Origin of the sequence: Microvirga sp. ACRRW (assembly GCF_022346925.1) — a bacterium.
Classification (GTDB): domain Bacteria; phylum Pseudomonadota; class Alphaproteobacteria; order Rhizobiales; family Beijerinckiaceae; genus Microvirga.
Map to the genome: position 1 here is coordinate 464,475 of NZ_JAKRNJ010000004.1, position 22,350 is coordinate 486,824.

Genomic DNA, 22,350 nt, shown 5'->3' on the forward strand with positions numbered 1-22,350 from the left:
AAAGAATCTCATCCCAGGAGGAAACAATGCGTGGAACGACAGGCGTATCGCTCATGGCCTTCATCGGCCTTCTGGCCCTGCTGCCTCCCGGGGCTCAGGCGCAAAATGCCGACACCACCTTTTTCGTGACTAGTGTCGGCTCGGGCAAAGGCGCCGATCTCGGCGGGATCGAGGGAGCCGACCGGCATTGCCAGACGCTCGCCGAAGCCGCCGGAATTCGCGGCAAGATGTGGCGGGCCTATCTCTCGACCCAGGGCGCGAACGCCGTCAACGCCAAGGACCGCATCGGTCGCGGCCCGTGGCAGAACGCCAAGGGCGCCGTGATCGCCAAGGACGTAGCGGACCTGCACGGCGCCGGCAACACCCTCAACAAGCAGACGGCGCTGACCGAAAAAGGCACGATGGTGAAGGGCCGTGGCGACCAGCCCAACGAGCACGACATTCTCACCGGATCGCAAGCCGACGGCACCGCCTTTGCGGGAGCGGAGGACCGAACCTGCGGCAACTGGACGAAGAGCGGCACGGACGGCACCGTCATGGTCGGCCACCACGACCGCATGGGCCTGGACGACTCGCCGCCCGCCAAATCCTGGAACACGTCGCATCCCTCACGTGGCGGATGCAGCCAGGATGCCCTCAAGAGCACGGGCGGCGCGGGCCTGTTCTATTGCTTCGCGGCTAATTAGGCAGCGAAATCGACCTGAGGCATGGCGAGGCCGCGGCGCAGGCAGGCGGCCTCCAGCGTATTGCGCAGCAGGCAGGCGATGGTCATGGGGCCGACGCCGCCGGGAACCGGGGTGATGGCGGATGCCACACTTGCTGCCTCGGCATAGGCCACATCGCCGACCACCTTGGTCTTGCCCTCGCCGGCTGCCGGATTCGGCACGCGGTTGATGCCCACATCGATCACGATGGCGCCGGGCTTCACCCAATCGCCCTTCACCATCTCGGGACGACCGACGGCGGCAACCAGAATGTCGGCCTCGCGGCAGACCTCAGGCAGATCGCGGGTCTTGGAATGCGCCACCGTCACCGTGCAGCTCTGCGCGATGAGCAGCTGCGCCATCGGCTTTCCGACGATGTTCGAGCGGCCCACGACCACGGCATTGAGGCCCGCAAGATCGCGGCGAACCGATTGCACGAGGAGCAGGCAGCCCAAAGGCGTGCAGGAGACGAGGCCCGGCACGCCGGTCATCAGCTTGCCCGCATTGATGGGGTGGAAGCCGTCCACATCCTTTGCCGGATCGATGGCCTCGATCACCTTCTGCGTGTCGATCTGCTTCGGCAGCGGCAGCTGCACGAGTATGCCGTCCACCGCTGGATCGGCATTGAGCTGCGCGACGAGGGCCAGAAGATCGGCCTCGGAGGTCGAGGCGGGCAGCACATGCTCGAAGGAGCGCATGCCGACTTCCACCGTCTGCTTGGCCTTGTTCTTCACGTAGAGCTGGCTCGCGGGGTCCTCCCCCACGATCACCACGGCAAGGCCAGGGGTCACGCCTTTCGCCGACAGATCCTTCACCGCATGCGCGATGCGGGCGCGCAGACCCTCGGCATAGGCTTTTCCGTCGATGATGGTGGCGGTCATGGGCTCAAGTTCCTGTCAAAGCGGCGATGTCTCTGGCGAGGGCTTCCCCGTCGCCTGCGATCAGAAATGTCTTCAGCCGGGCGGTCGCGCCCGCTTGCAAGCTGACGGCGGAGGCAGGCAGCCTCAACGCTTTGGCAAGCAGCCGCCTCACCCCGTCATTGGCCGCCCCGTCCTCGGGTGCGGCCCGGACGCGAACCTTCAGCACCAGCTGGCCGTTGGAGAGCGCCTCGACCCCGCCGATGGCATCGCGCCCACCCTTGGGCGTCACGCGCACGCGGACCTCAAGACCGTCGGGGCGGATGCGCCAGGGCTGGCTCAGGGCCTTCTTCCCTTAATAGACGAAGGGCAGGACGTAATAGCGGATGGCGCGGTCCAGCAGCATGATCAGCAGAATCAGGATCACCGGCGAAATATCGACGCCGCCCAGATTGGGCATGATGTTCCGGATCGGCCTCAGGACGGGCTCGGTCACCGCATCCAGGAACTTCCAGATCGAGCGGACGAACTCGCTGCGGGTATTGACTACGTTGAAGGCCACCAGCCAGCTCAAGATGGCCGCAGCGATGATGAGGTAGGTATAGAGCTGCAGGGCAACCAGGATGACTTCGAATACAGCGCGCATGGGAAACCTGTCAGGATCGGGCGCTGCTCATGTAACCTTCCAAGCGGGGCTGAACAACCCACCACCGCCTCAAAAGCCGCCCTTCTCCTCCGAAAGGCGAGGCTTCCCCGCCCTACCGCCGATTGACGGCCCCAGCCCGGAGGCCTAAAAATCAGCCCGCTTGGTGTGATGAAGCGACCGGGGCTGTAGCTCAGATGGGAGAGCGCTGCAATCGCACTGCAGAGGTCAGGGGTTCGAATCCCCTCAGCTCCACCACCAAGTCATATTTTCCTATAACCGCGTATGAATCGATTTTACGAGCGCCGCATTGCGCGGGTTTATAGAAGATCCCTTGTCATTAGAGACAAAGCCCGGCGCTTTATCTGGCGATTTACATAACCTCTGCACGCCTCCTTCTCAGACTTTCTCACGAAGTGTCCGGGGGGCACATTGCTCAAGATGGAAACTTGTTTGTGCACAGCAGAAACCTCACGTCTCCAATTTGAGTGATCTCATCTTCAAAGTGCGTTTGCCGAACCGCGTCCTAAGGTCAGATTCCTACCTTCACGATCCCATCTGGGATCGCAGCCGTCCGGGAAAGACAGAAGGGATACTCCACGGGAACAGTTCGGATCGGTCCGCTTTGCAGGGAGGCTTCGCAAGCACAATCCTGACACTTACGCCTGCTTCTTGTTCTTCAGCCACCGCTCAGTCGGCGCCGCCAGCAGCGTGGTTAGAATCACGATGGCGGCGCCGAGCCCCAGGGACAGGGATGGAACCTCCCCGAAGAAAAGCCATCCCGCGATGCCCGAGAAGATGATGGACAGATACCCGATGGGAGCCAGAAGCCGTGACTCCTGCTTCTGATAGGCCTGAAGCCAGCAATATTGGCCCACCTGGGCCAGAAGGCCGATGAGAATGATGCTCGGCAGCGTGGACAAGGGGATCGGCACCCATGCGAAGGCCGCAGGGACGGCCGTCAGCACCGACAGGCCGGCCGTATAGAAGAGCATGAGCACGACGGAATTCTCACCAGCGAGACGCCTCGTCTGCACGACCGCCAGCGCTCCGAAGACCACGGATCCAAAGGCTGCGAGCAATCCCAGATTCCAGGGAACCGCATCGGGCTGAACGATGATCATGATGCCGAAGAAGCCGATCGCCGTGAAAACATAACGCGTCTTGCTGACGATTTCGCCGAGGATGAGGGCTGCCATGGCCAGCTGGATAAGCGGTCGGGTGAACCCGATGGCAGTCACCATTGCAAGCGGCAGCGCCGCAAAGGCGGCGAAGTTGCAGGTCAGCGCGGCTGAGTTGAAGGCAATCCGCGAGAGGTGGGTGCGGATGTTGGACGCATTTGCAAGCTTGGCACGATGACGCCACATCAGCGGCGCCACCGCGACGAGGCCTACGAGCGAACGCAGAAACACGAGCTGGACGGCCGGATAGGTTTCGCCCTCCGCCTTGACGATGGCCTGCATGATCGTCACCAGCGTCATGTCGATCAGCAGCCAGACCACGCTCCTCCAGAGCGGAACCGGAGGCATCTCGCCTTGAGGGGAGCTTGCCATGCTCTGTCGCATTCCGTCAGGCAGGCTGGACGAGATTGGCCAGCAGGCGGAATGCGCCGGGAACGAGCCTGTCCAGCTGGTGGTGCAGCACGAGCGCGACATGCGTATGGCGTCCGCGGCCGATGCGCGCCGAGATGAGCGAACCCTTGAGCGGATTTTCTCCCGGATCGTTCATCGCCAGAAGCTCCTCATAAGCAGCATCGTATTCCGCCGCGAAATAGAGTCCCCTCTCCTTGTCCCATCCCTGCCAGTCATCCGCATCGATCCTATTGGGAGATGTGAGCAGCACGCTCGTCGGCTTCAAAACCGTGACCGGCGAAGACGGATCGGTCACACGCCAGCGCAGCGACGGCGAGCCGATGACGAGGCGACGCGGCGGCGTCCGGTCAGGATCCCAGCCATCGGTGGGGCGATGATAGAGCGTCACCAGATGCCCGCCCTCCTCCACGAAACGATGCAGGCGCTCCGTGGCGGCCTTCAGGTCCCGCCGTAATCCGAATGCGAAAATGCCGATGACGATGGTGGTGAATTTCGAAAGCGCACCGGAGGTGAGATCGTCCTCCGAGAGATCCGTCACGTCGAGGCCGAGGCGGCGCATATGCGCGCCGACATTGTCGCTTCCGCCTCCCACGTATCCGATGCGCGCATGAGCTGGGAGAGCGACGTCGAGTGTGAGAACCCTGAAGTCGCTCAGAGCGACGAAGGATGTGGGCGGGATATGGGGATAAGCAATCGCGTGAACCTGACTGGCCTGCCTGCCGTCGAGGATGGGGACGAGCCTTGAAACTCCATGTTCCGGCGGCTGCGGCGGATCGATGATCCAATCATTTCCTTCAGCACGCACGGTCCAACTGTCCGGCTTCTCCCACCCGGCAAGAGACTCTCCCACGGCCCGCACGCGGATTGTGGATGAAGGCTCGCCGGCTCTGACGATGGCAATGGCTGGATCGAGAAGAACGGATCCGCGCGGCCCGATCTTCAGGGCCTCCTCGGGATCGAGATCCACGCGGATGGTTCGTCCTTCCACATCCCCCGTGATGACGACACCGCCCGCGCCATTCCCGCCCATGGAATCGTATGCCTCGGGGTAATTTCCCGTATGCGACGCCGATTCAGGAATGGCGATCTCGTAGCGCACATGCCCCGCATCCCTGAGGGTTTCAGAGGCTTCCACACCAGCAGGCAGTCTTGGCGCGATCATGAGGCCCGCCACATCGGGCGCATCGACATGCGCTTCGAGAATCATGCGTCCGCCTGGATGGGACGCGCCTGAGAAAACGGCACGCACTGTGCGCATGCGCGTTTCGAAAAGAGCGGCATCGATCTCCCGCAGCTTGCGGTCGAGCCGATGTCCCAATCTGTCAGCCTGCTCTTGATTCAGCGCTCTTCCCGCCGCTTCGATCGAGCGCGCAGCGCGACCAAGCGCTTCGCCGATCCGCTGGCGATCCGGGAATGCATGAATGGCGGCTTCAATATGCGCCTGCGCGTCTTGCAGAGTTTCCGCCGCAGCCTTCGACAGGCCCGGCTCGGCAGCGAGCATAACAAGGTTCGCCGGGAGATGATCGCGCAAGTCGCTCTCAGCGCTCGCCGCTCCGCCTGCGCGAAGCTTCAGGTGGAGGCTCCATTGGTCGACGGGATCGTCGCGCCAGACACCCATGCCCTGGGACAAATGCGCCGCCCGCGACCACTCGCCGAGCTGGCTATAGGCTAGGCCTGTGACCTCATCGCCTCCCGCCACCTTGATATTGAGCGTGGTGGGCGGCGGCGGCACTTCGTCGTCATAGGCATAGCCTGCGCCCGACCAGGCAGGCAGATAGAACTTGGATACCTGCCATGGCCTGAGGCCATGTTGCGCATGCTCGGGAAAAGCGGAAGGATCGGCTGCCGCGACGAATGCCTTTTCCGCGGCACGCGTCATCGCTCGGTGATGGCCGTGCTGTCCCGGCACATCCAGAAAAGTCGGAATGACGATGTCGGGACGATATTGCCGGTAAGCCCGAACGAGGCGCTCGACGATGCGCTCCTCGCCCCATCTCTTCAGTGTGTCGTCGCCGTTCTTGGAGAAGCCGAAATCGTGCACCGAATCGTCGGGTCCATGGCCGAGCCATGCCACATCGGCATCGATGCGGCGCGCAGCCTCCTCCATCTCGGCGGTTCGGAGCACACCGAGCGCTCCGCCCCGTTCCGACCCGAGTGCATTCTGTCCGCCTTCGCCGCGCGTGGAGCAAGCCACGACGACGCGCATGCCATAGGCGAACCGGAAGGCGGCGAGCATGCCGTTGATCTCGTCGTCAGGATGCGCGCCGGTATTCATGACGGTGACGACGGAGCGCAACCGGCTCAAGGCGCGATGCAACCGTGCCAGCGCAGGCTGATGGACAGCACGCGCAAGGCGTCGATGGTCATCCAGCAAGGGAGATCTCCTCGTTCGAACGTTCGCGATGGGCCGCCTGGGCTGTGTCGAGCCGTGGCGTCATCGTTTCCAGAAGCGGCAAGGCAGCGGCGCCGAGAGCGGCGGTGAACTGGCCTGTGCGCCCATGGATCAGGCGCGCCTCGCTCCGGTTCCTGCGGCGCGCCACCGACAACGGAAGCGGCTGCATGGCTTGAGCGAGATCCTCCATGAGACCGGGCGGAAGAGCGCCACCGATCACGACGGCCTCGGGATCGAAAAGGTTTTCGAGCATCGCGATCTGGGGCGCGAGATAATCCGCAGCCTCCTGGAGCCACGCCATGACGACGGGATGCTTCTCACGATGAAGCCGCTCCAGATGCACCTCGTCGGCAAGGTGGATTCCCGCCGCCGACAGCTTTTCGGACAAGGCCTGCATGGACGCATAAGCTTCAAGGCAGCCATGCTGCCCGCATGAGCAGAGACGCCCGCCCTTCTTCACCATCACATGACCGATCTCGCCCGCGTTGCCGTTGGCTCCGCGATAGGGGCGGCCGTCGATCATGATGCCAAGGCCGAGTCCTTGGCCGAAATAGATCAGGCAGAAATTCTTCAGATCCCTCGCGACGCCGTGAAGGCGTTCCCCGACAGCCGCAGCAGTCGCGTCGTTTTCGAGCGTGATGGGCAGATCGAGCAAAGCCCCGATGCCTGCCGCCGCATCGAAATCGAGCCATCCCGACAGAGTCGTCGGGCCGACGGACGACATGCCTTCGACGTTGAAAGGACCCGGCATGACCACGCCGACCCCGAGCAGTTGCGGAACCGGTGACTTGATCTGGGCCCGCGCCGCTTCGATCTCAGCCTTGATGATGGGCAGCACCGTTTCGGGATCGTTGCGGGGAAGCGGCGTCGTGCGCTGAGCGCGAACGCGCCCGCCGATATCCGCGAGAAGAGTGGAGATGTGATCCGCCGCGATCTCGATTCCCGCCGTCATGCCGCCATCGGGATTGACGGCGAATTGAATCGGCGGCAGGCCGCGCCCTGCCCTGAGACGCCCGGTCTTGATGAGCAACCCGTCGGCGACGAGCTCCTCCACGATGTTCGAGACGGCCTGCGTGCTCAAATGCGCGTGGCGCGAGATTTCCATGCGCCCGACCGGACCGAGCTGGTGCACGACGTCCAGAACCACGCGGCGGTTATGGGAGCGATTCCGCTCCGGATTGCTTCCGATAGTCGACGGCGCGCCGGCCTTGGCTTTTCTCGGCATCTCCCCTCCACGCCCTCAAGAATGAGCCCGGCCAATGAATAACTCAAGTTAATTATCTTATTGACAGCCTAACCCGATTTAAGGGAGCCTTGATGCCGGAACGGCCCTGTGAAGGCCGTCACCAGGGAACGATGGGCGCTCGGCGCCTGACAATAAGGAGAGGGATATGCGTTTTCGTCACATGCTAGCGAGCGTTGCCATGGGCTTCGCCACCTTCGCCTCTTTCGGCGCGAAGGCGGTTGAGATCGAATACTGGCAATATGTCTTCGACACCCGCGTCAAGGCGATGACCCAGCTGATCGCCAAGTTCGAAGCGGCCAATCCGGACATCAAGGTCAAGCAGACCACCTTCCCTTATGCGGATTACCAGACGAAAGTTGCAGCTGCGATCCTGGCGGGCCAGGGCCCAGACGTGGTGCAGCTCTTCTACGGCTGGACCGACAATTTCATCGCCGGCAAGATGATCCGGCCCCTGCGCGCCGAGGCGTTTCCGGCGGCTGATATCGAGCGCGACTTCTTCCCGATCGTGAGCGCCATGAAGCGCGGCAACGATTATTACGGCCTGCCGACTGCCGTGCGCTCGCTGGCGCTGTTCTACAACAAGAAGGCCTTCAAGGATGCGGGCCTCGATCCCAACAACCCGCCCAAGAATCTTGATGAACTCATCGCAGCCGCGGAGAAGACCACGAAGCGCGACGGCGCAGGCAACATCGTCTCCGCCGGCCTGACCCTCGACATGGCGGGACAGGATCACCAATGGTGGCGCGAGGTGCTGATCCGTCAGTTCGGCGGCGTGCCTTACACCGACAACGATACGAAGGTTGCCTATAACAGCGAAGCAGGACTGAAAGCGCTGACCTTCTACACGGACCTTCAGAAGAAGCAGAAAGTCGGCCAGGTGGGCTTCATGGATGAAGGCCAAGCCGCCTTCCGCGCGGGCCTTGCCGCGATGACCATCGACGGCACCTTCCGTCTCGGCTCCTTCAACACGATCAAGGGCTTCGAATGGGGCGTGACCGAACTCCCCGCCAACGCCCAGGGCGTGCGCAGCAACTATGCCAGCTACTTCGCCAACGCGATCACCACGAAGGCGGAAGGCGAGAAGCTTGCCGCTGCCGAGAAGTTCCTGGCTTATGTCTCCTCGCCCGAAGCCATGAAGATCTGGCTCGAAGTCGTCGGCGAATTGCCGGCGCGCCGCACGGCGGCTCTTACGCCCGAGAACACCGCGCATCCGGTCTATGGCCCGTTCCTCAAGGGCCTGGAATACGCGCACACCACGCTGTTCAAGGATGAGGCAGCCCAGCGCCAGACGGCCATTGACATGGTGAACCGTGTCCTGATCGGCAACGAGGAGCCGAAGGCATCGCTCGCGAAGGCCGCCGAGGCCGAGCAGGCGATCATCGACCGCGCCAAGCGCTAAGCCAAAATCCGCGAGGATCGCAAACATGTCCGCTGTCACACATCGAGAGGCCGCCACCGGCGGCCTCTGGTCGAGGATGAGTCTCGGCCAGAAACAGGTGATCTGGGCCTGGGGCTTCCTCGCGGTGCCTTTGCTCTTCTATGCGGTGATCCGCTTCTGGCCGACCTTCCAGGCTTTCTATCTGTCCGTCACGGATTGGACGATCACGAAACCAGCCTCGTTCGTCGGCCTTGAGAACTACAAGCGGCTGCTTGCGGATCCCCTCTTCTGGCAGGTGTTCCGCAACACCTTCATGTATCTGATCCTGGGCACGCCGATCAGCCTGCTGATTTCGTTCGTCGTCGCCTATTATCTCGACCGTGTGCGGTTCATGCACTCGTTCATCCGCGCGCTGTATTTCCTGCCGTTCCTGACGACGGCGGCGGCCATGGCCTGGGTCTGGCGCTGGTTCTACCAGCCGGTTCCCATCGGCGTGATCAACGACATCCTTTCAAGTTTCGGCCTGCCGCAGCAGCCCTTCCTGCGCTCGACCACGCAAGCATTGCCGACCGTGCTCGCGCCTGCGGTCTGGGCGGGTCTCGGCTTTCAGATCATCATCTTCCTTGCGGGGCTGCGCGCCATTCCCGCCACCTATTACGAAGCCGCGCGCATCGACGGCCTGTCGGAATGGGCGATCCTGAGAAAGATCACCATTCCTCTGCTCAAGCCGACGCTGGTCTTCCTGGTCGTGTTCTCCTCGATCGGATTCCTGCGCATCTTCGATCAGGTCTACAACATCAACACGAACGATCCTGGCGGGCCGCTCAACTCGACGAAGCCGCTCGTGCTGATGATCTATCAGACGGCGTTCAGCTCCTATGAGATGGGATACGCGGCGTCGCAAACCGTCGTTCTGTTCCTGATCCTGCTCGTGATCTCCCTTGTTCAACTGCGCATCATGAGAGACCGCTGATGACTGTCACCTCATCCTCTCCAGGTCTTCCCATGTCGCGTATCAAGCCGGGACGGATCGTTTCCTGGACGCTCCTGTTCATCGGCGGCGTCATCATGATCACGCCGATCATCTTCATGCTGTCGACATCGCTGAAGGATGCCTCGCAGGTCTATGACCTGCGCGTGATCCCGGCAGCGCCGACCCTCGACAACTATATCGAGATTCTCGGCGACGGACGCTTCACGCGCTGGTTCATCAACTCGATGATCGTGGCGGTGATCGTCACCATCTCCAACGTGTTCTTCGACAGCCTCGTCGGCTACACACTGGCGAAATTCAAATTCCGAGGCCGCTATCTCGTCTTCATTGCGATCCTTTCGACCCTGATGATCCCCACCGAAATGCTGGTGCTGCCGTGGTATCTCATGGCCAGCCAGTTCGGCTGGCTGGACAGCTACTGGGGCATCATGTTCCCCGGCATGATGACGGCCTTCGGCACCTTTCTGATGAAGCAATTCTTCGAGGGCGTGCCTGACGATTTCATCGAAGCCGCAAGGATCGACGGGCTCAACGAATTCACCATCTGGTGGAAGATCGCCATGCCGCTCGTCACCCCTGCCCTGTCGGCGCTGGCGATCTTCACCTTCCTCGGCAATTGGACAGCCTTCTTCTGGCCGCTCATCGTCACGACGAGCGCCGAGCTCTACACCCTGCCGGTCGGGCTCTCCAGTTTTGCGGTCGAGCAATCGATCCAGTGGGAGAAGATCATGACGGGCGCGAGCATCGCGACGCTCCCGACCCTTCTCATCTTCCTGTTCCTTCAGCGCTACATCGTGCGCGGCGTGATGCTGGCCGGACTTAAAGGATAAGCCGATGAATGCAGGCACCTTCAAGGACACCTCCGTCTTTCCGGATCCCACCTACAAGGAGACCGTGCTTCGCCCGCTCTTCGACGGCGCGAAGGATCATCACGTGGAGGGCTTCCGTCTCATCGACCGGGCTCACCTCGTCATGCTCCATGAGACCGGCATCCTCACCATCGAACAGGCGCGACCCATCGCGCAGGCTCTGGAAGCCATCGACCGCGAGATCGATGTCAGCGCGCTCACCTATACCGGCGAGGTGGAGGATTTCTTCTTCCTGATCGAGAAGGAGCTGCGCAAGCGCCTCGGACCGGATCTCGCGGGCCGCTTGCACACGGCGCGCTCGCGCAACGACATCGATCACACGCTCTTCAAGCTCGGCTTGAAGCACCGCATCGATCCGTTGCTGGAGCGGATGGTTCGTCTCGCCGAGACCCTCACCGCAGTGGCCGAGCGGGAAAGCAACACGCTCATCGTCGCCTATACCCACGGACAGCCGGCGCAGCCCACCGTCTTTGGGCATTACCTCTCCGCGGTTCTCGAAACCGTCCTGCGCGACATCGCGCGGCTCGAAGCGGCCCGCGACATCGTGGATCGCTCTCCGATGGGTGCTGCCGCCATTACCACGAGCGGTTTTCCCATCGACCGCGACCTGATGGCCCGTCTTCTCGGCTTCAGCCGCCCGCTGCAGAATTCCTATAGCTGCATCGCGTCCATCGACTACATCACTTCGACCTATTCCGCGATCGAGCTGACTTTCCTGCATCTCGGCCGTTTTATCCAGGATTTGCAATTTTGGACGAGCTTCGAGGTCGGCCAGGTCTATGTGCCCAATGCCTTCGTGCAGATCAGCTCGATCATGCCCCAGAAGCGCAATCCCGTCCCCATCGAGCATATGCGCCATCTGGCGTCCCAGACCGTCGGACGCGCGCAGGCCATGCTCACCATCATGCACAACACGCCGTTCACTGACATGAACGACAGCGAGGGCGAGAGCCAGGGCTTCGGCTACGGCGCCTTCGAGAGCGGCGGCCGCGTTCTAGATCTGCTCACCGCGCTCGTGCCCGCACTTCGCATCAATCCCGACCGGGTTCGCCAGAACATCCGCCGCAGCTGCATCACGGTGACGGAACTCGCGGACAGCCTGGTGCGCCGCGAAGGTCTGTCGTTCCGTGAAGCGCATGAGATCGCAGCCGAGGTCGCCCGCACCGTTGTCGCCATCGAAGGCGACATCGCGGTAGACGGCTATGATGCCTTCCACGAATCCTTCGAGCGCTGCACGAAGCGCCGCACCGCCATCGACAAGGCGCAATTCGCCGAGATTGTCTCGCCCGAAAACTTCGTCGCCGTGCGCGACCGTTTCGGCGGGCCTGCTCCCAAGGCGCTGGCACAGGCGATTGCCGGATACAAGCAGGAGATTGCGGGCATCCGCGCCCGCATGAGCGAGAGCGCGCAACGCGCGAAAAGCTCCGCCCAAGATCTTCAATCCCGTTTCACCGCACTTCTCGGAGCCTGATGATGGCAACCATCGAACTTGATCGCCTCGTCAAACGCTATGGGCAGACGACCGTGGTCCACGGGATTGATCTCTCGATCCGGGACGGCGAATTCGTCGTGCTGGTCGGCCCCTCCGGCTGCGGCAAGTCGACGACTTTGCGCATGATCGCGGGTCTCGAAGAGATCAGCGGCGGCGAGATCCGCATCGACGGGCGCGTCGTCAACGATCTCCAGCCCAAGGACAGGAACATCGCCATGGTGTTCCAGAACTACGCCATCTATCCGCATATGAGCGTGGCAGAGAACATCGCCTTCGGCCTCTATCGCTCGAAGCTCTCGAAAGCCGAGAAACGCCAGCGCGTCGAGGAGGTTGCTGCAACACTCGGCCTGACGCCATATCTGGAGCGTCGCCCCTCGGCGCTTTCCGGCGGACAGCGCCAGCGCGTTGCCATCGGGCGCGCCATGGTGCGCGATCCCGCCGCGTTCCTTTTCGACGAGCCCCTTTCCAATCTCGATGCCCAGCTGCGCACGCAAATGCGCATCGAGATCAAGCGGCTTCACCATCGCCTCGGCACCACATCGGTTTTCGTCACGCACGATCAGGTCGAGGCCATGACCATGGCCGACAGGATCGTCGTGATGCGCGATGGGCGCATCCTGCAGGTGGGAACGCCGCTGGAACTCTACGAAAAGCCGGTCGATGTCTTCACCGCGCGCTTCATCGGCAGCCCGACCATGAACCTGATCCCCGCCGCCTTGCGTGATGGCGGAGCGGATCTGTCGCTGGGCGGCTCGGTCCGGGTTCCGCATGCAACGGCCACCACGTCCGACATTCTCGTCGGCGCGCGCCCGCAGGATCTCATCCCGACGAGCAACGGCGCGCAGGGCCTCACCGTCTCCGGCACGGTTGCCGTCGTGGAAACCTTGGGCTCCGAGACGCTCGTTCATATCGAGAGCGGCGGCCAGACCATCATCGGCTCCGCGCCCGGACGCCAGATTCCGCGCATCGGCGAGCAGCTGACGTTCCATGCTCCTGCCGAGAGGCTCTATTTCTTCGACAAGGCGACAGAGAAGGCGTTGACGACCCAATGAGCGGAAAGCCTTCCGAACGCAGCAAGGTCGTGTGCCTCGGGCGAACCTATTGCGACATCATCTTCACGGGCCTGCAGGAGATGCCGGTGCTCGGCCGCGAGCGTTTCGCACAAGACGTGACGATCGCGGCGGGGGGCGGGGCCTATATCACGGCAGCCCACCTTGCATCGCTCGGCCGTCCCGCGTCACTCCTCACGCGGCTCGGCACCGATCCTCTCTCGCAGAGCCTCGATCCGGAATTCGAGGCCAGTGGGATTGACCTGTCCTTCATCGAGCGGTCTGACGATGCCGGCCCCCAACCGACCGTCGCCTTGATCAAGGACGGAGAGCGCGCTTTCGTATCCCGCCGCGCCGGCGGCTCCCGACCTTCGACTCTGAAGCAGGCGCTCTCTGCCCCTGACATCGCGCATCTGCATATCGCAGAATTTGCAACTCTTGCAGACAATCCGGATGTGATCGCCATGGCGCGAAGCCACGGCCTGACGGTCTCACTCGACCCCAGTTGGGACGATCAACTGATCCGCCAAGGCGCTGACTTCTTCGAGATTTGTGCTGGCGTCGATATCTTCCTCCCAAACGTCGAGGAAGGAAAAGCGCTGACCGGCGAAAGCTCGGTGGAGGCGATCCTGCGCAGCTTAGCGGAAAGGTTTTCCGTGGTCGTGCTGAAGCGCGGTGAACATGGCGCAGTAGCCTCGCGCGGGTCGACTTGCGTTTCGGCTGCAGCGCTTCCTGTCAATGTGGTCGACACGACAGGAGCTGGCGATGCTTTCAACGCCGGCTTCCTGAACGCTTGGCTCCAAAGCTCGGACCTTCAGAGAAGCCTCGGGGCCGGCATTGCAGCAGGTGCCCTCTCCGTTCAGTCGGTAGGCGGAGTTCCATCGCGCCAGTCATGATGGTGAGATGAGCTCGGTGCCTGCGCAGAAACTCTCAGCCCGTCTCCCCAGAGTACGTGTACTCAGGATGTCTGATGCCGATGTGTTATTACCCTTCTATCCACTGAGACGGATTGCCTATCTTACCTGACCATATCGCGCATCCTGGATTTCCCGCGTCCTTTGGTCGATCCAGGCCCGATCCGTGATCCCCGATGGATTGGTGCGGGTGGCCATGGCTTCCATGAAGGCGAGGAATCGCTCGTGAGCCACGCCGTATAGCCGGCGCAGCTCTTCCAGGGGCTCCGGATGATCGTCCACCCTTAAGTCCAGCATCGGATAAGGCTCGGTGTGCCAGATTTTGAGCGCGGCCGATTGCTTGCCGCGCTTGTCGCCGCCTTCCGCCTGTCCTGCATCGAGCGCCCTCATGAGGCGTTCTGCGAAGGGAACATCCGCATGACGCTTGAAGGCCTCCAGCGTCGCCTCGAGGACGGTGGGGCCCGCGAGCATATTGCCGGCAACCGAGACGCCGTCCTCCGCGCGATGACCGCACCAATCCACGCATTCCCGCCCCGTATGCGCGGCTGTGCGGCCCTCCCGATCGATGACATGGAGCTGGCGCACGTGCCGTCCGGGATCGGCGGCCGTGAGAATCCCTACGATCTCTTCGGCGCTTCTCCCCTCCGCGAGCAGACGTAAGCCATCATAACCGTAAAGCGGATTGACGAAGGCTTGCGTCGCCAGCGCACCCAGCTGCGCGGCGCCGTAGGGGCAGAGGGCGCCGACCGCGAAGAACTTCGTGGTGACGGCAACGCCGAAGGCACCGGTCTTAAGGTCCTTGGCGATGATCGACCAGGTCACGATACCGTTTCCTTATCGACCGACCGCATAGGCCTGCATCAGGCGCGGCGTGGCGGCGCCGTGCAGCAGTCCGTCCTTATCGCGGCTCGCGGCCACAAGACGACCGACGGTCCACTCGGGGGCAACCTCGACATCATGGCCACGGGCGCGCAGGTCACCGAGCACCTCCTCGCCGAAGCTCTCCTCGGCCATGAGATGGCCGGGCTTCTGCTCGCGCGGATAAAAGGATGACGGAAAATGCGCTGTATGCGCCATGGGCAAGTCGATGACCTCCTGAAGGTTCAGCCCGTGATGAGCATGACGGAGGAAGAGGAGCAATTGCCACTGCTCCTGCTGATCGCCACCGGGCGAGCCGAAGACCATGTAGGGCTCGCCGTCCTTCTCAGCGAGCGTCGGCGTGAGCGTGGTGCGCGGGCGCTTGCCCGGTTCCAGGCTCGCAGGCAACCCTTCTTCCAGCCAGAACATCTGGGCCCGCGAATTGAGCATGAATCCAAGCTCCGGGATAACCGGCGAGGATTGCAGCCAGCCGCCGGAAGGCATGGCGGCAATCATATTGCCGAAGCGGTCGACGACATCGATATGCACCGTGTCGCCGCGCCGCGCCGAGCGCATGGAAGCGAGCGTCGGCTCGCCGCCGGAAACCTTGCGGTCCGTCGTGGAAAGATCGCGCAACGCCGCCAGCGTGCGCTCGACCTGCGATTCATAACCGGGCACCGTGCCAGGGCGCAGCTCCCGGGAGGCCTTGTCTGTGATCAGCTTGCGGCGTTCGTTGTTGTACGCGTCGGATAAAAGCGTCTCGATCGGCACGTCCACGAAGTTCGGATCACCGTAATAGGCCTCGCGATCGGCGAATGCGAGCTTCATGGCCTCGGCCAGCGTGTGAATGAACTCGCCGCTGGTCGGTCCCATCTTGGTGAGGTCGAAGCCTTTCAGCAACGCCAGCGTCTGCAGGAACACCGGCCCCTGTCCCCAGGGCCTGATCTTGTTGACGCGGAAGTTGTGATACTCATAGGTCTGCGGCGCGTCATAGCTCGCGGACCACCTCGCCATGTCGTCGGCCGTGAGAACGCCGCGGTGTCGCGATCCGCTTTGGTCCATCACTTCCGTCTTACGCACGAAGGCATCGATGGCCTCTGCCACGAAGCCCTTATAGAAAGCGTTGCGCGCAGCTTCGATCTGGGCCTCGCGATTGCTGCCTTTCGTCTCCGCCTCACGAATGATGCGCTTCCAGGTTTCGGCGAGCTGTGGATTGCGGAAGAGAGCCTTCGGCTTCGGCGCCTCGCCCCCCGGCAGGAAGACGGCGGCGGAGGTCGGCCATTCCTTCAGGAAAAAGTCCTTCAGGTCATTGATGGTGTTGGACACGCGCGGCAGAAGCGGATGACCCTGCTCGGCATAATAAATCGCGGGCTCAAGCACATCGCGCAAGCTGAGCATGCCGTGATCGCGCAGCAGAAGCATCCATGCATCGAACGCGCCGGGAATGACCGTGGCGAGCAGGCCGTTGCCGGGAATGAGCTTGAGGCCCTCGTTCTTGTAATGCGCAATGGTTGCGCCCTTGGGCGCAGTGCCCTGGCCACAGAGCACTTCCACCTTCTTGGTCTTTGCCGAATAGAACACCGCCGGCACTTCGCCGGAAGGGCCGACGAGATGCGGCTCGACTACCTGAAGCACGAAGCCGGAGGCGACGCAGGCATCGAAGGCGTTGCCGCCTTTCTCCAGCATTGCCATGCCGGCGGCGGAAGCCAGCCAATGGGTGGAGGTGACGATGCCGAAGGTGCCGAGAATTTCAGGCCGTGTCGTGAACATATGAGTTTTCCGAAGTTGGCGTTTATTACTGTTCGCGAGGATCGAGCGCGTCGCGCAGACCATCGCCGAGAAGGTTGAAGCCAAGCACGATCAGGAAGATCGCCGAGCCGGGGAAGATCGACATCCAGGGCGCCTGATCCATGAAGTTCTTGGCCGTATTCAGCATGGAGCCCCAGGACGGATTCGGCGGCTGCTGTCCGAGACCGAGGAACGAGAGGCTCGCCTCCGCAATGATCGCGGTTGCGATGGTGAGCGTGCCCTGCACCAGGATCGGCGGCAGCACGTTCGGCAGAATGTAGCGAACGAGAATCCAGAAATCGGGCAGGCCGATAGCCCGGGCGCCTTCCACGTAATCCTCCGCCTTCACGGTCAGCACCTGGCCACGCGTGAGGCGGATGAAGATCGGCATGGCCGAGAGACCGATGGCGATCATCGCGTTCGTGAGGCTTGGGCCCAGGAACGCCGCAAGCGCGATAGCGAAGATCAGGAACGGGATCGCCAGCATGGCATCCGTGGCGCGGGAGATCGCGGCATCGATCCACCCGCCGAAATAGCCCGAGATGAGACCGAAGGGCACGCCGAGCACGATGGCGATGAAGACCGAGACCACACCCGCCATGGTGGAGGCGCGCGCGCCCCACAGCATACGCGAGAGCGTATCGCGACCAAGTTCATCGGTGCCGAACCAGAACAGGGCCGAAGGTGCCTTGCGGATGCTTGTGAAACTCGGCTTGATCGGATCGTAGGGCGCGAGATAAGGCCCAACGACGGCGACGAGGACGAAGAACAGCACGATCAAGCCACCGATAACGGCGCTCTTGTTCTTCAGGAACTTGGAGAGGACGCGGCTGCGCTTCTTGGGCAGCGCGAGATCGTCCGTGACAACGGCGGTGGCGGTCATGTGGCGTGCCTCAAGCGGGGATTGACGAGGACATAGAGCACATCGGCCAGGAGGTTCATGAAGATGAAGCCGACAGCCGTGCAAAGCACCACGCCTTGCACCACGGCATAGTCGCGGTTGAACACCGCATCCACGATCAGCTTTCCGAACCCGGGAATGGTGAAGATCTGCTCGGTCAGCACCGCGCCTGCGAGCAGTTCACCGAAGAGAAGCGTCGAGAGCGTCACGATGGGCACGAGCGCATTGCGCAGCGCATGTTTGAGGATGACCTTGCGCGAGAGTAGGCCCTTGGCGCGGGCGGTGCGGATATAATCGGAGCGCATGACGCCGAGCATGGCGCTGCGGGTGTGGCGCATGAGACTTGCGGCGAGGCCCGTGCCGAGTACGAAGGCGGGCATCAGCATGGTCTTGATGTTGAGCCACAGGTCTTCGGTCGGCGGCACATAACCGGAAGCGGGCAACAGGCCCCAGCGCACGGAGACAAGCATGATGAGCATGATGCCGAGCCAGAAATTGGGGATAGACAGGCCGGAGAGCGCAATCACATTGGCGGCGTAATCTACGGGCGTCCCCTTTTTCACGGCGGAGACGATGCCGGCGGGAATGCCGATGGCGAGCGCCACGATCATCGCCATAACGGCGAGTTCGAGCGTCACGGGGAGCTTGCTGAGGATGAGGGTGAGCACCGGAATGTCCGTGCGCAGCGAGATGCCGAGATTGCCGGTCAGCGCCGATCCGATCCACGCGAAATATTGCACCGGAAGCGGATCGTTCAGGCGGTACTTCTCGCGAAGATACTCAAGCACCTGCGGATCGCGCTCCTCGCCGGCCATGGTGAGAACGGGATCGCCCGGCAGGATCTTCTGCAAGGCAAAGACCAGCAACGACACGATGATGAGCGTCGGAATGGCAATCAGAATACGTCGTCCGATGTAGCGAAGCATCAGCGCAAATCATCCGCGAGAAGAACAGGAGGACGTGCCCGGCCGGTAAAGCCGGGCACGCGGTTCGTCAATCGGTTACGAGCCGAGCTTCACGCCCTTCAGGCGGATCATGCCGTCCGGATAGGGCTTGAAGCCCTGCATCTTCTTCGAGAGAACGAAGGGCCAGGGCTGGTAGTAGGTGTAGATGATCGGCAGGTCGTCCTTCAGGATTCCTTGAGCGGAATCGTAGAGCTGCTTGCGCTTGGCCTCATCGTTGATGGAGCGTGCCTCGTTCAGCAGCTTGTCCACTTCCGCATTGCAGTAGCGCCCGTCGTTCAGGGCGCCCTTGCAGGTCGCGAAGGCGTGGATGTTGCCGTCGGGATCGACGCGGCCCGACCAGCCGATGATGTTGGCGTCGAAATTGCCGGCCTGCGCTTCCTTCTGCATGGCGGCGAATTCGGTCGGCCGCAACTTGATCTCGAAGCCCGCCTCGGCCGCCATGGCCTGCACGATTTCCGCGATCTGCTGGGTCGTAGTGCTTGTGCCGAAGGTCAGCTCGAACTGCACTTTCTCGACGCCAGCTTCCTTCAGGAGCTGCTTCGCCTTCGCCACATCGCGTTGGCCTGCTGCGAATTTCGGATTGTTGTAGGGGCTTGCCGCCGGGAAAGGCTGGCCCGCAGGCGGATAGATGCCGGCGCCTACCACCTCGTTGATCACATTGCGGTCGATGGACAGCTCGAGCGCCTGACGCACGCGCTTGTCCTGGCCGAGCGGGGTCTTCGCACGCTCGCCGTTATTGGTGTTGATGGTGATGCCCTGATAGCCGATGCCCGTGACGGGCGCGAAGACCAGGTTGGAATCGCTCTTGGCGGCAGGCACGTCGCTCGGCGCGAGGCGCTCGAGCATATCGAGATTGCCCGACTTGAGGTTCGCAAGACGGACCGTCGTGTCCGGAATCGGCTGGAAGACGACGCGGTCGAAGTTGAAGCTCTTGGCGTCCCAATGCTCCTTGAACTTTTCCAGTACGATGCGATCGTTCTGCACGCGCTCGACGAACTTATAGGGACCGGAGCAGACCGGTTTCTGGCCAAAATCGGCGGAAGCCATCGCCTTCGGCGACAGGATCATGCCGGCACGATCCGAGAGCTGCGATACCAAGGTCGCGTCGGGTCGCGAAAGGTTGAGCTTTACCGTCAGGTCGTCGACCACGTCGACGCTCTCAACCGAGGTCAGCTCGCTCTTGCGCAAGGAATCGGGCAGCGTGCGGGCGCGGTCGAGATTGGCCTTCACCGCGGCGGCATCCATCTTCTCGCCGTCATGGAAGGTAACGCCCGGACGCAGCTTGAAGGTCAGCGCCTTGCCGTCGTCGCTCCAGCTCCACTCGGTGGCGAGCTCGGGCGCGAATTTCAGATCGGGCGTGATGTCCACGAGCTTGTTGCACAGTGACGTGAAAACGATACGGCCGACGAAGGTGCGCGCGCGATGCGGATCGAGTACGTCCGGGTCTTCGTTGAGGCCGATACGCAGGGTTTGTGCGGAGGCGGCGGTGCTCGCGAGGAGCCCGGCCGCCACGGCCAGGAGCAGTCTTTTCTTCATTCCATAGTCCTCCAAGTCTTCCTCTGGATTTGTTTCACTTGGTTCAGGGGCTCGTCGTGACGGGATTGTCCTGCCGTTCACGCCAAGTTCGATAGAGCGCCAAGCGCTTGGAAAGCGCCGCACTTTGAGACGGTGCGCTGATGGAGCCAGCGCCTGCGCCCTGGATCTCGCGCCAGAAATGGCATGCCACCTTTCGGCCGTCGGGGGCCGCCTCAAGGGCAGGATGCTGCTCCTTGCAAAGCGGACGGGCATGCGGGCAGCGGGTATGGAACCGGCAGCCGGAGGGCGGTGCCGCCGGACTCGGCACATCGCCCTGCAGCAGCGCCTTCGGCTGACGGTTCATGGGGTTTGGGATCGGGATCGCCGCGAGAAGAGCCTGCGTATAAGGATGGAGCGGATTGTCGAAGAGTTCGTCCGTTTCCGACAGCTCGACGATCTCGCCGAGATACATCACCGCGACGCGATCGCTCATGTGGCGTATTACGGCAAGATCGTGCGCCACGATCACGAGCGTGAGGCCGAAGCGCTGCTTCAGGTCTTCAAGCAGATTGATGATCTGCGCCTGGATCGACACGTCGAGCGCAGAGACAGGCTCGTCGCCGATGATCAGCTTCGGGTCGCCTGCAAGCGCCCGGGCGATGCCGATGCGCTGGCGCTGCCCCCCGGAGAACTCGTGCGGATAGCGATCCGTATGAGTGGGAATAAGCCCCACGGTGCGCATGAGATCGGCCACGCGCTCACGCTTTTCCTTGCCTCGTCCAAGCCCATGAAGCCAGATCGGTTCGGCGATGATGTCGCCCACATTCATGCGTGGATTGAGGGACGCGAACGGATCCTGGAAAATGATCTGCATTTCGCGGCGAAGTTTACGCATCTCGCTCTTGTTGAGACCGAGGATCGACTTGCCTTCATAGCGCACGTCGCCGCCCGTGGGCTCGATGAGACGCAGAAGAAGCCGGCCGAGGGTCGACTTGCCGCAACCGGATTCCCCCACGATGGCGAAAGTTTCGCCCCGCTGGACGCTTAAGGAAACGCCGTCGACCGCGCGCACCACGGTGGGAGACGACAGAAGACCGCCGCCGCCGAAATGCTTCGTCAGGTCGATGCCTTCGAGAATGATGTCGTTGGTCATTGGAATCACGCTCATCACGCTATCCCACGATGCTGTTCGAGAGGCGCATACCAGCAACGCGCCCGATGGCCCGGGTCGATCTCGGTCAGCGGCGGCGGTTCGGTCGCGCAGCGGTTGTCGGAGAAGGGGCAGCGTGGCGTGAACCGGCAGCCTTTCGGCATCAGCTCCGCCGGCGGCACAGATCCGCGGATCGTGGCGAGACGTCCCTGACGGCGGCCGAGCGAGGGTACGGAGCCCATGAGGCCGATGGTATAAGGATGCTGCGGGTTCTCGAAGATCGCCTCGACGGAGCCGCTTTCGACAACGCGCCCCGCATACATGACCGCCACCTCGTCCGCGACCTCCGCCACCACGCCAAGATCGTGCGTGATGAGAATCATGGCAGTTCCCGTTTCTTCCTGCAGGCGGCGTATGAGCATGAGAATCTGAGCCTGGATGGTCACGTCGAGCGCCGTCGTCGGCTCGTCGGCGATGAGGAGCTGCGGATCGTTGGCGAGCGCCATGGCGATCATCACACGCTGGCGCATGCCGCCCGACATCTCGTGCGGATAGGCGCGAAGCCGCTTCTCAGGCGCGGGGATACGCACCTTCCTCAGCATGTCGAGCGCGCGCTCCATGGCCTCGGCCTTGGTCACCTTCTTGTGCCGTACGATGCCTTCCGCGATCTGGTCCCCGATGGTGAAGGCCGGATTGAGCGACGTCATCGGCTCCTGAAAGATCATGGCCATGCGGTCGCCGCGCACATCCGCCCGCTCGCGCTCGGAGAGCGTGAGAAGGTCTTGTCCCTCGAAGAGAGCGGAACCCGCAACGATGCGCGCGGGCGGCGTCGGCAAAAGCCCCATGAGGGCAAGAGACGTCACGCTCTTGCCGCATCCGGATTCGCCTACGATGCAGAGCGTCTTTCCCTTGCTGACGGAGAAGGACACATCATCCACCACATTCACGCCCTTCGGCGCACCGTCGAAGCGGACCGATAATCCCTTTACGCTGAGCAAAGGCCGTTCGGCAGCAGATGCAGCGCCTTCATGGATAGGGCTCAT

General features: G+C 62.5%; 20 protein-coding genes and 1 tRNA gene. 8 read left to right on the top strand and 13 right to left on the bottom strand.

Annotated elements, in window-relative coordinates; genetic code table 11:
- The first annotated feature begins 26 nt into the window (after nucleotides 1-26).
- Nucleotides 27-686 carry a hypothetical protein gene (locus MHY87_RS12340; protein ID WP_370644907.1) on the top strand — a complete coding sequence of 220 codons (660 nt, stop codon included), beginning with the start codon at nucleotides 27-29 and terminating at the stop codon, nucleotides 684-686.
- On the opposite strand, the gene folD is transcribed toward MHY87_RS12340, so the two are convergent.
- From folD to MHY87_RS12355, 3 genes are read right to left on the bottom strand one after another with little or no spacing between them, the layout of a single operon-like run.
- Nucleotides 683-1,585, bottom strand: coding sequence for a bifunctional methylenetetrahydrofolate dehydrogenase/methenyltetrahydrofolate cyclohydrolase FolD (gene folD / locus MHY87_RS12345; protein WP_239352121.1), 903 nt, complete (start codon nucleotides 1,583-1,585; stop codon nucleotides 683-685). The genes MHY87_RS12340 and folD overlap by 4 nt on opposite strands.
- Nucleotides 1,586-1,589: 4 nt before the next feature.
- Nucleotides 1,590-1,904 carry a DUF167 family protein gene (locus tag MHY87_RS12350; protein WP_239352282.1) on the bottom strand — a complete coding sequence of 105 codons (315 nt, stop codon included), beginning with the start codon at nucleotides 1,902-1,904 and terminating at the stop codon, nucleotides 1,590-1,592.
- Between the two features lie 12 nt (nucleotides 1,905-1,916).
- Complete coding sequence (locus MHY87_RS12355) at nucleotides 1,917-2,207, bottom strand: YggT family protein (RefSeq protein ID WP_239352122.1); 291 nt, start codon at nucleotides 2,205-2,207, stop codon at nucleotides 1,917-1,919.
- A gap of 179 nt (nucleotides 2,208-2,386) precedes the next feature.
- Here MHY87_RS12355 and MHY87_RS12360 point away from each other — a divergent pair.
- Nucleotides 2,387-2,462, top strand: a tRNA-Ala gene (locus MHY87_RS12360).
- A 401-nt stretch (nucleotides 2,463-2,863) separates the two neighbouring features.
- Here MHY87_RS12360 and MHY87_RS12365 read toward each other — a convergent pair.
- From MHY87_RS12365 to MHY87_RS12375, 3 genes are read right to left on the bottom strand one after another with little or no spacing between them, the layout of a single operon-like run.
- Complete coding sequence (locus MHY87_RS12365) at nucleotides 2,864-3,757, bottom strand: DMT family transporter (RefSeq protein ID WP_239352123.1); 894 nt, start codon at nucleotides 3,755-3,757, stop codon at nucleotides 2,864-2,866.
- A 16-nt stretch (nucleotides 3,758-3,773) separates the two neighbouring features.
- Complete coding sequence (locus MHY87_RS12370; RefSeq protein WP_239352124.1) at nucleotides 3,774-6,170, bottom strand: PIG-L family deacetylase; 2,397 nt, start codon at nucleotides 6,168-6,170, stop codon at nucleotides 3,774-3,776.
- Nucleotides 6,160-7,413, bottom strand: coding sequence for an ROK family transcriptional regulator (locus MHY87_RS12375; protein ID WP_239352125.1), 1,254 nt, complete (start codon nucleotides 7,411-7,413; stop codon nucleotides 6,160-6,162). The genes MHY87_RS12370 and MHY87_RS12375 overlap by 11 nt, the downstream gene beginning before the upstream one ends.
- A gap of 166 nt (nucleotides 7,414-7,579) precedes the next feature.
- On the opposite strand from MHY87_RS12375, the gene MHY87_RS12380 reads away from it, so the two are divergent.
- Genes MHY87_RS12380 through MHY87_RS12405 form a run of 6 tightly spaced genes read left to right on the top strand, consistent with a single transcriptional unit; the run spans nucleotide 7,580 to nucleotide 14,112 of the window.
- Nucleotides 7,580-8,833, top strand: a complete 1,254-nt coding sequence (locus MHY87_RS12380) for an extracellular solute-binding protein (protein ID WP_239352126.1) — start codon at nucleotides 7,580-7,582, stop codon at nucleotides 8,831-8,833.
- A gap of 25 nt (nucleotides 8,834-8,858) precedes the next feature.
- Nucleotides 8,859-9,785 (top strand): carbohydrate ABC transporter permease, encoded by a 927-nt coding sequence (locus MHY87_RS12385; protein WP_239352127.1) that lies wholly within the window; start codon nucleotides 8,859-8,861, stop codon nucleotides 9,783-9,785.
- Complete coding sequence (locus tag MHY87_RS12390; protein ID WP_239352128.1) at nucleotides 9,785-10,636, top strand: carbohydrate ABC transporter permease; 852 nt, start codon at nucleotides 9,785-9,787, stop codon at nucleotides 10,634-10,636. Before MHY87_RS12385 ends, MHY87_RS12390 begins: the two co-directional genes overlap by 1 nt.
- A gap of 4 nt (nucleotides 10,637-10,640) precedes the next feature.
- Entirely contained in the window at nucleotides 10,641-12,146 is a 1,506-nt protein-coding gene (gene argH / locus MHY87_RS12395; protein ID WP_239352130.1) for an argininosuccinate lyase, read from the top strand.
- 2 nt (nucleotides 12,147-12,148) lie between these two features.
- Nucleotides 12,149-13,219: an ABC transporter ATP-binding protein gene (locus MHY87_RS12400; protein WP_239352132.1), complete on the top strand. Its 1,071-nt coding sequence runs from the start codon at nucleotides 12,149-12,151 to the stop codon at nucleotides 13,217-13,219.
- Complete coding sequence (locus MHY87_RS12405) at nucleotides 13,216-14,112, top strand: carbohydrate kinase family protein (protein ID WP_239352134.1); 897 nt, start codon at nucleotides 13,216-13,218, stop codon at nucleotides 14,110-14,112. The genes MHY87_RS12400 and MHY87_RS12405 overlap by 4 nt, the downstream gene beginning before the upstream one ends.
- Before the next feature lie 117 nt (nucleotides 14,113-14,229).
- Here MHY87_RS12405 and MHY87_RS12410 read toward each other — a convergent pair whose 3' ends face one another.
- The 7 genes from MHY87_RS12410 to MHY87_RS12440 all read right to left on the bottom strand — a co-directional run bounded on the left by MHY87_RS12410 (nucleotide 14,230) and on the right by MHY87_RS12440 (nucleotide 22,350).
- Nucleotides 14,230-14,952 carry a DUF1028 domain-containing protein gene (locus MHY87_RS12410; RefSeq protein ID WP_239352136.1) on the bottom strand — a complete coding sequence of 241 codons (723 nt, stop codon included), beginning with the start codon at nucleotides 14,950-14,952 and terminating at the stop codon, nucleotides 14,230-14,232.
- 12 nt (nucleotides 14,953-14,964) lie between these two features.
- The gene (locus MHY87_RS12415) at nucleotides 14,965-16,758 is read right to left on the bottom strand and encodes a gamma-glutamyltransferase family protein (protein WP_239352138.1); all 1,794 of its coding nucleotides are present in this window, start codon (nucleotides 16,756-16,758) and stop codon (nucleotides 14,965-14,967) included.
- A 25-nt stretch (nucleotides 16,759-16,783) separates the two neighbouring features.
- Nucleotides 16,784-17,659, bottom strand: a complete 876-nt coding sequence (locus MHY87_RS12420; RefSeq protein ID WP_239352140.1) for an ABC transporter permease — start codon at nucleotides 17,657-17,659, stop codon at nucleotides 16,784-16,786.
- Nucleotides 17,656-18,603: an ABC transporter permease gene (locus MHY87_RS12425; RefSeq protein WP_239352142.1), complete on the bottom strand. Its 948-nt coding sequence runs from the start codon at nucleotides 18,601-18,603 to the stop codon at nucleotides 17,656-17,658. Before MHY87_RS12425 ends, MHY87_RS12420 begins: the two co-directional genes overlap by 4 nt.
- A 75-nt stretch (nucleotides 18,604-18,678) precedes the next feature.
- Nucleotides 18,679-20,178 carry an ABC transporter substrate-binding protein gene (locus MHY87_RS12430; protein ID WP_239352144.1) on the bottom strand — a complete coding sequence of 500 codons (1,500 nt, stop codon included), beginning with the start codon at nucleotides 20,176-20,178 and terminating at the stop codon, nucleotides 18,679-18,681.
- A 43-nt stretch (nucleotides 20,179-20,221) separates the two neighbouring features.
- Complete coding sequence (locus tag MHY87_RS12435; RefSeq protein WP_239352146.1) at nucleotides 20,222-21,325, bottom strand: ABC transporter ATP-binding protein; 1,104 nt, start codon at nucleotides 21,323-21,325, stop codon at nucleotides 20,222-20,224.
- Complete coding sequence (locus MHY87_RS12440; RefSeq protein WP_239352283.1) at nucleotides 21,325-22,350, bottom strand: ABC transporter ATP-binding protein; 1,026 nt, start codon at nucleotides 22,348-22,350, stop codon at nucleotides 21,325-21,327. Before MHY87_RS12440 ends, MHY87_RS12435 begins: the two co-directional genes overlap by 1 nt.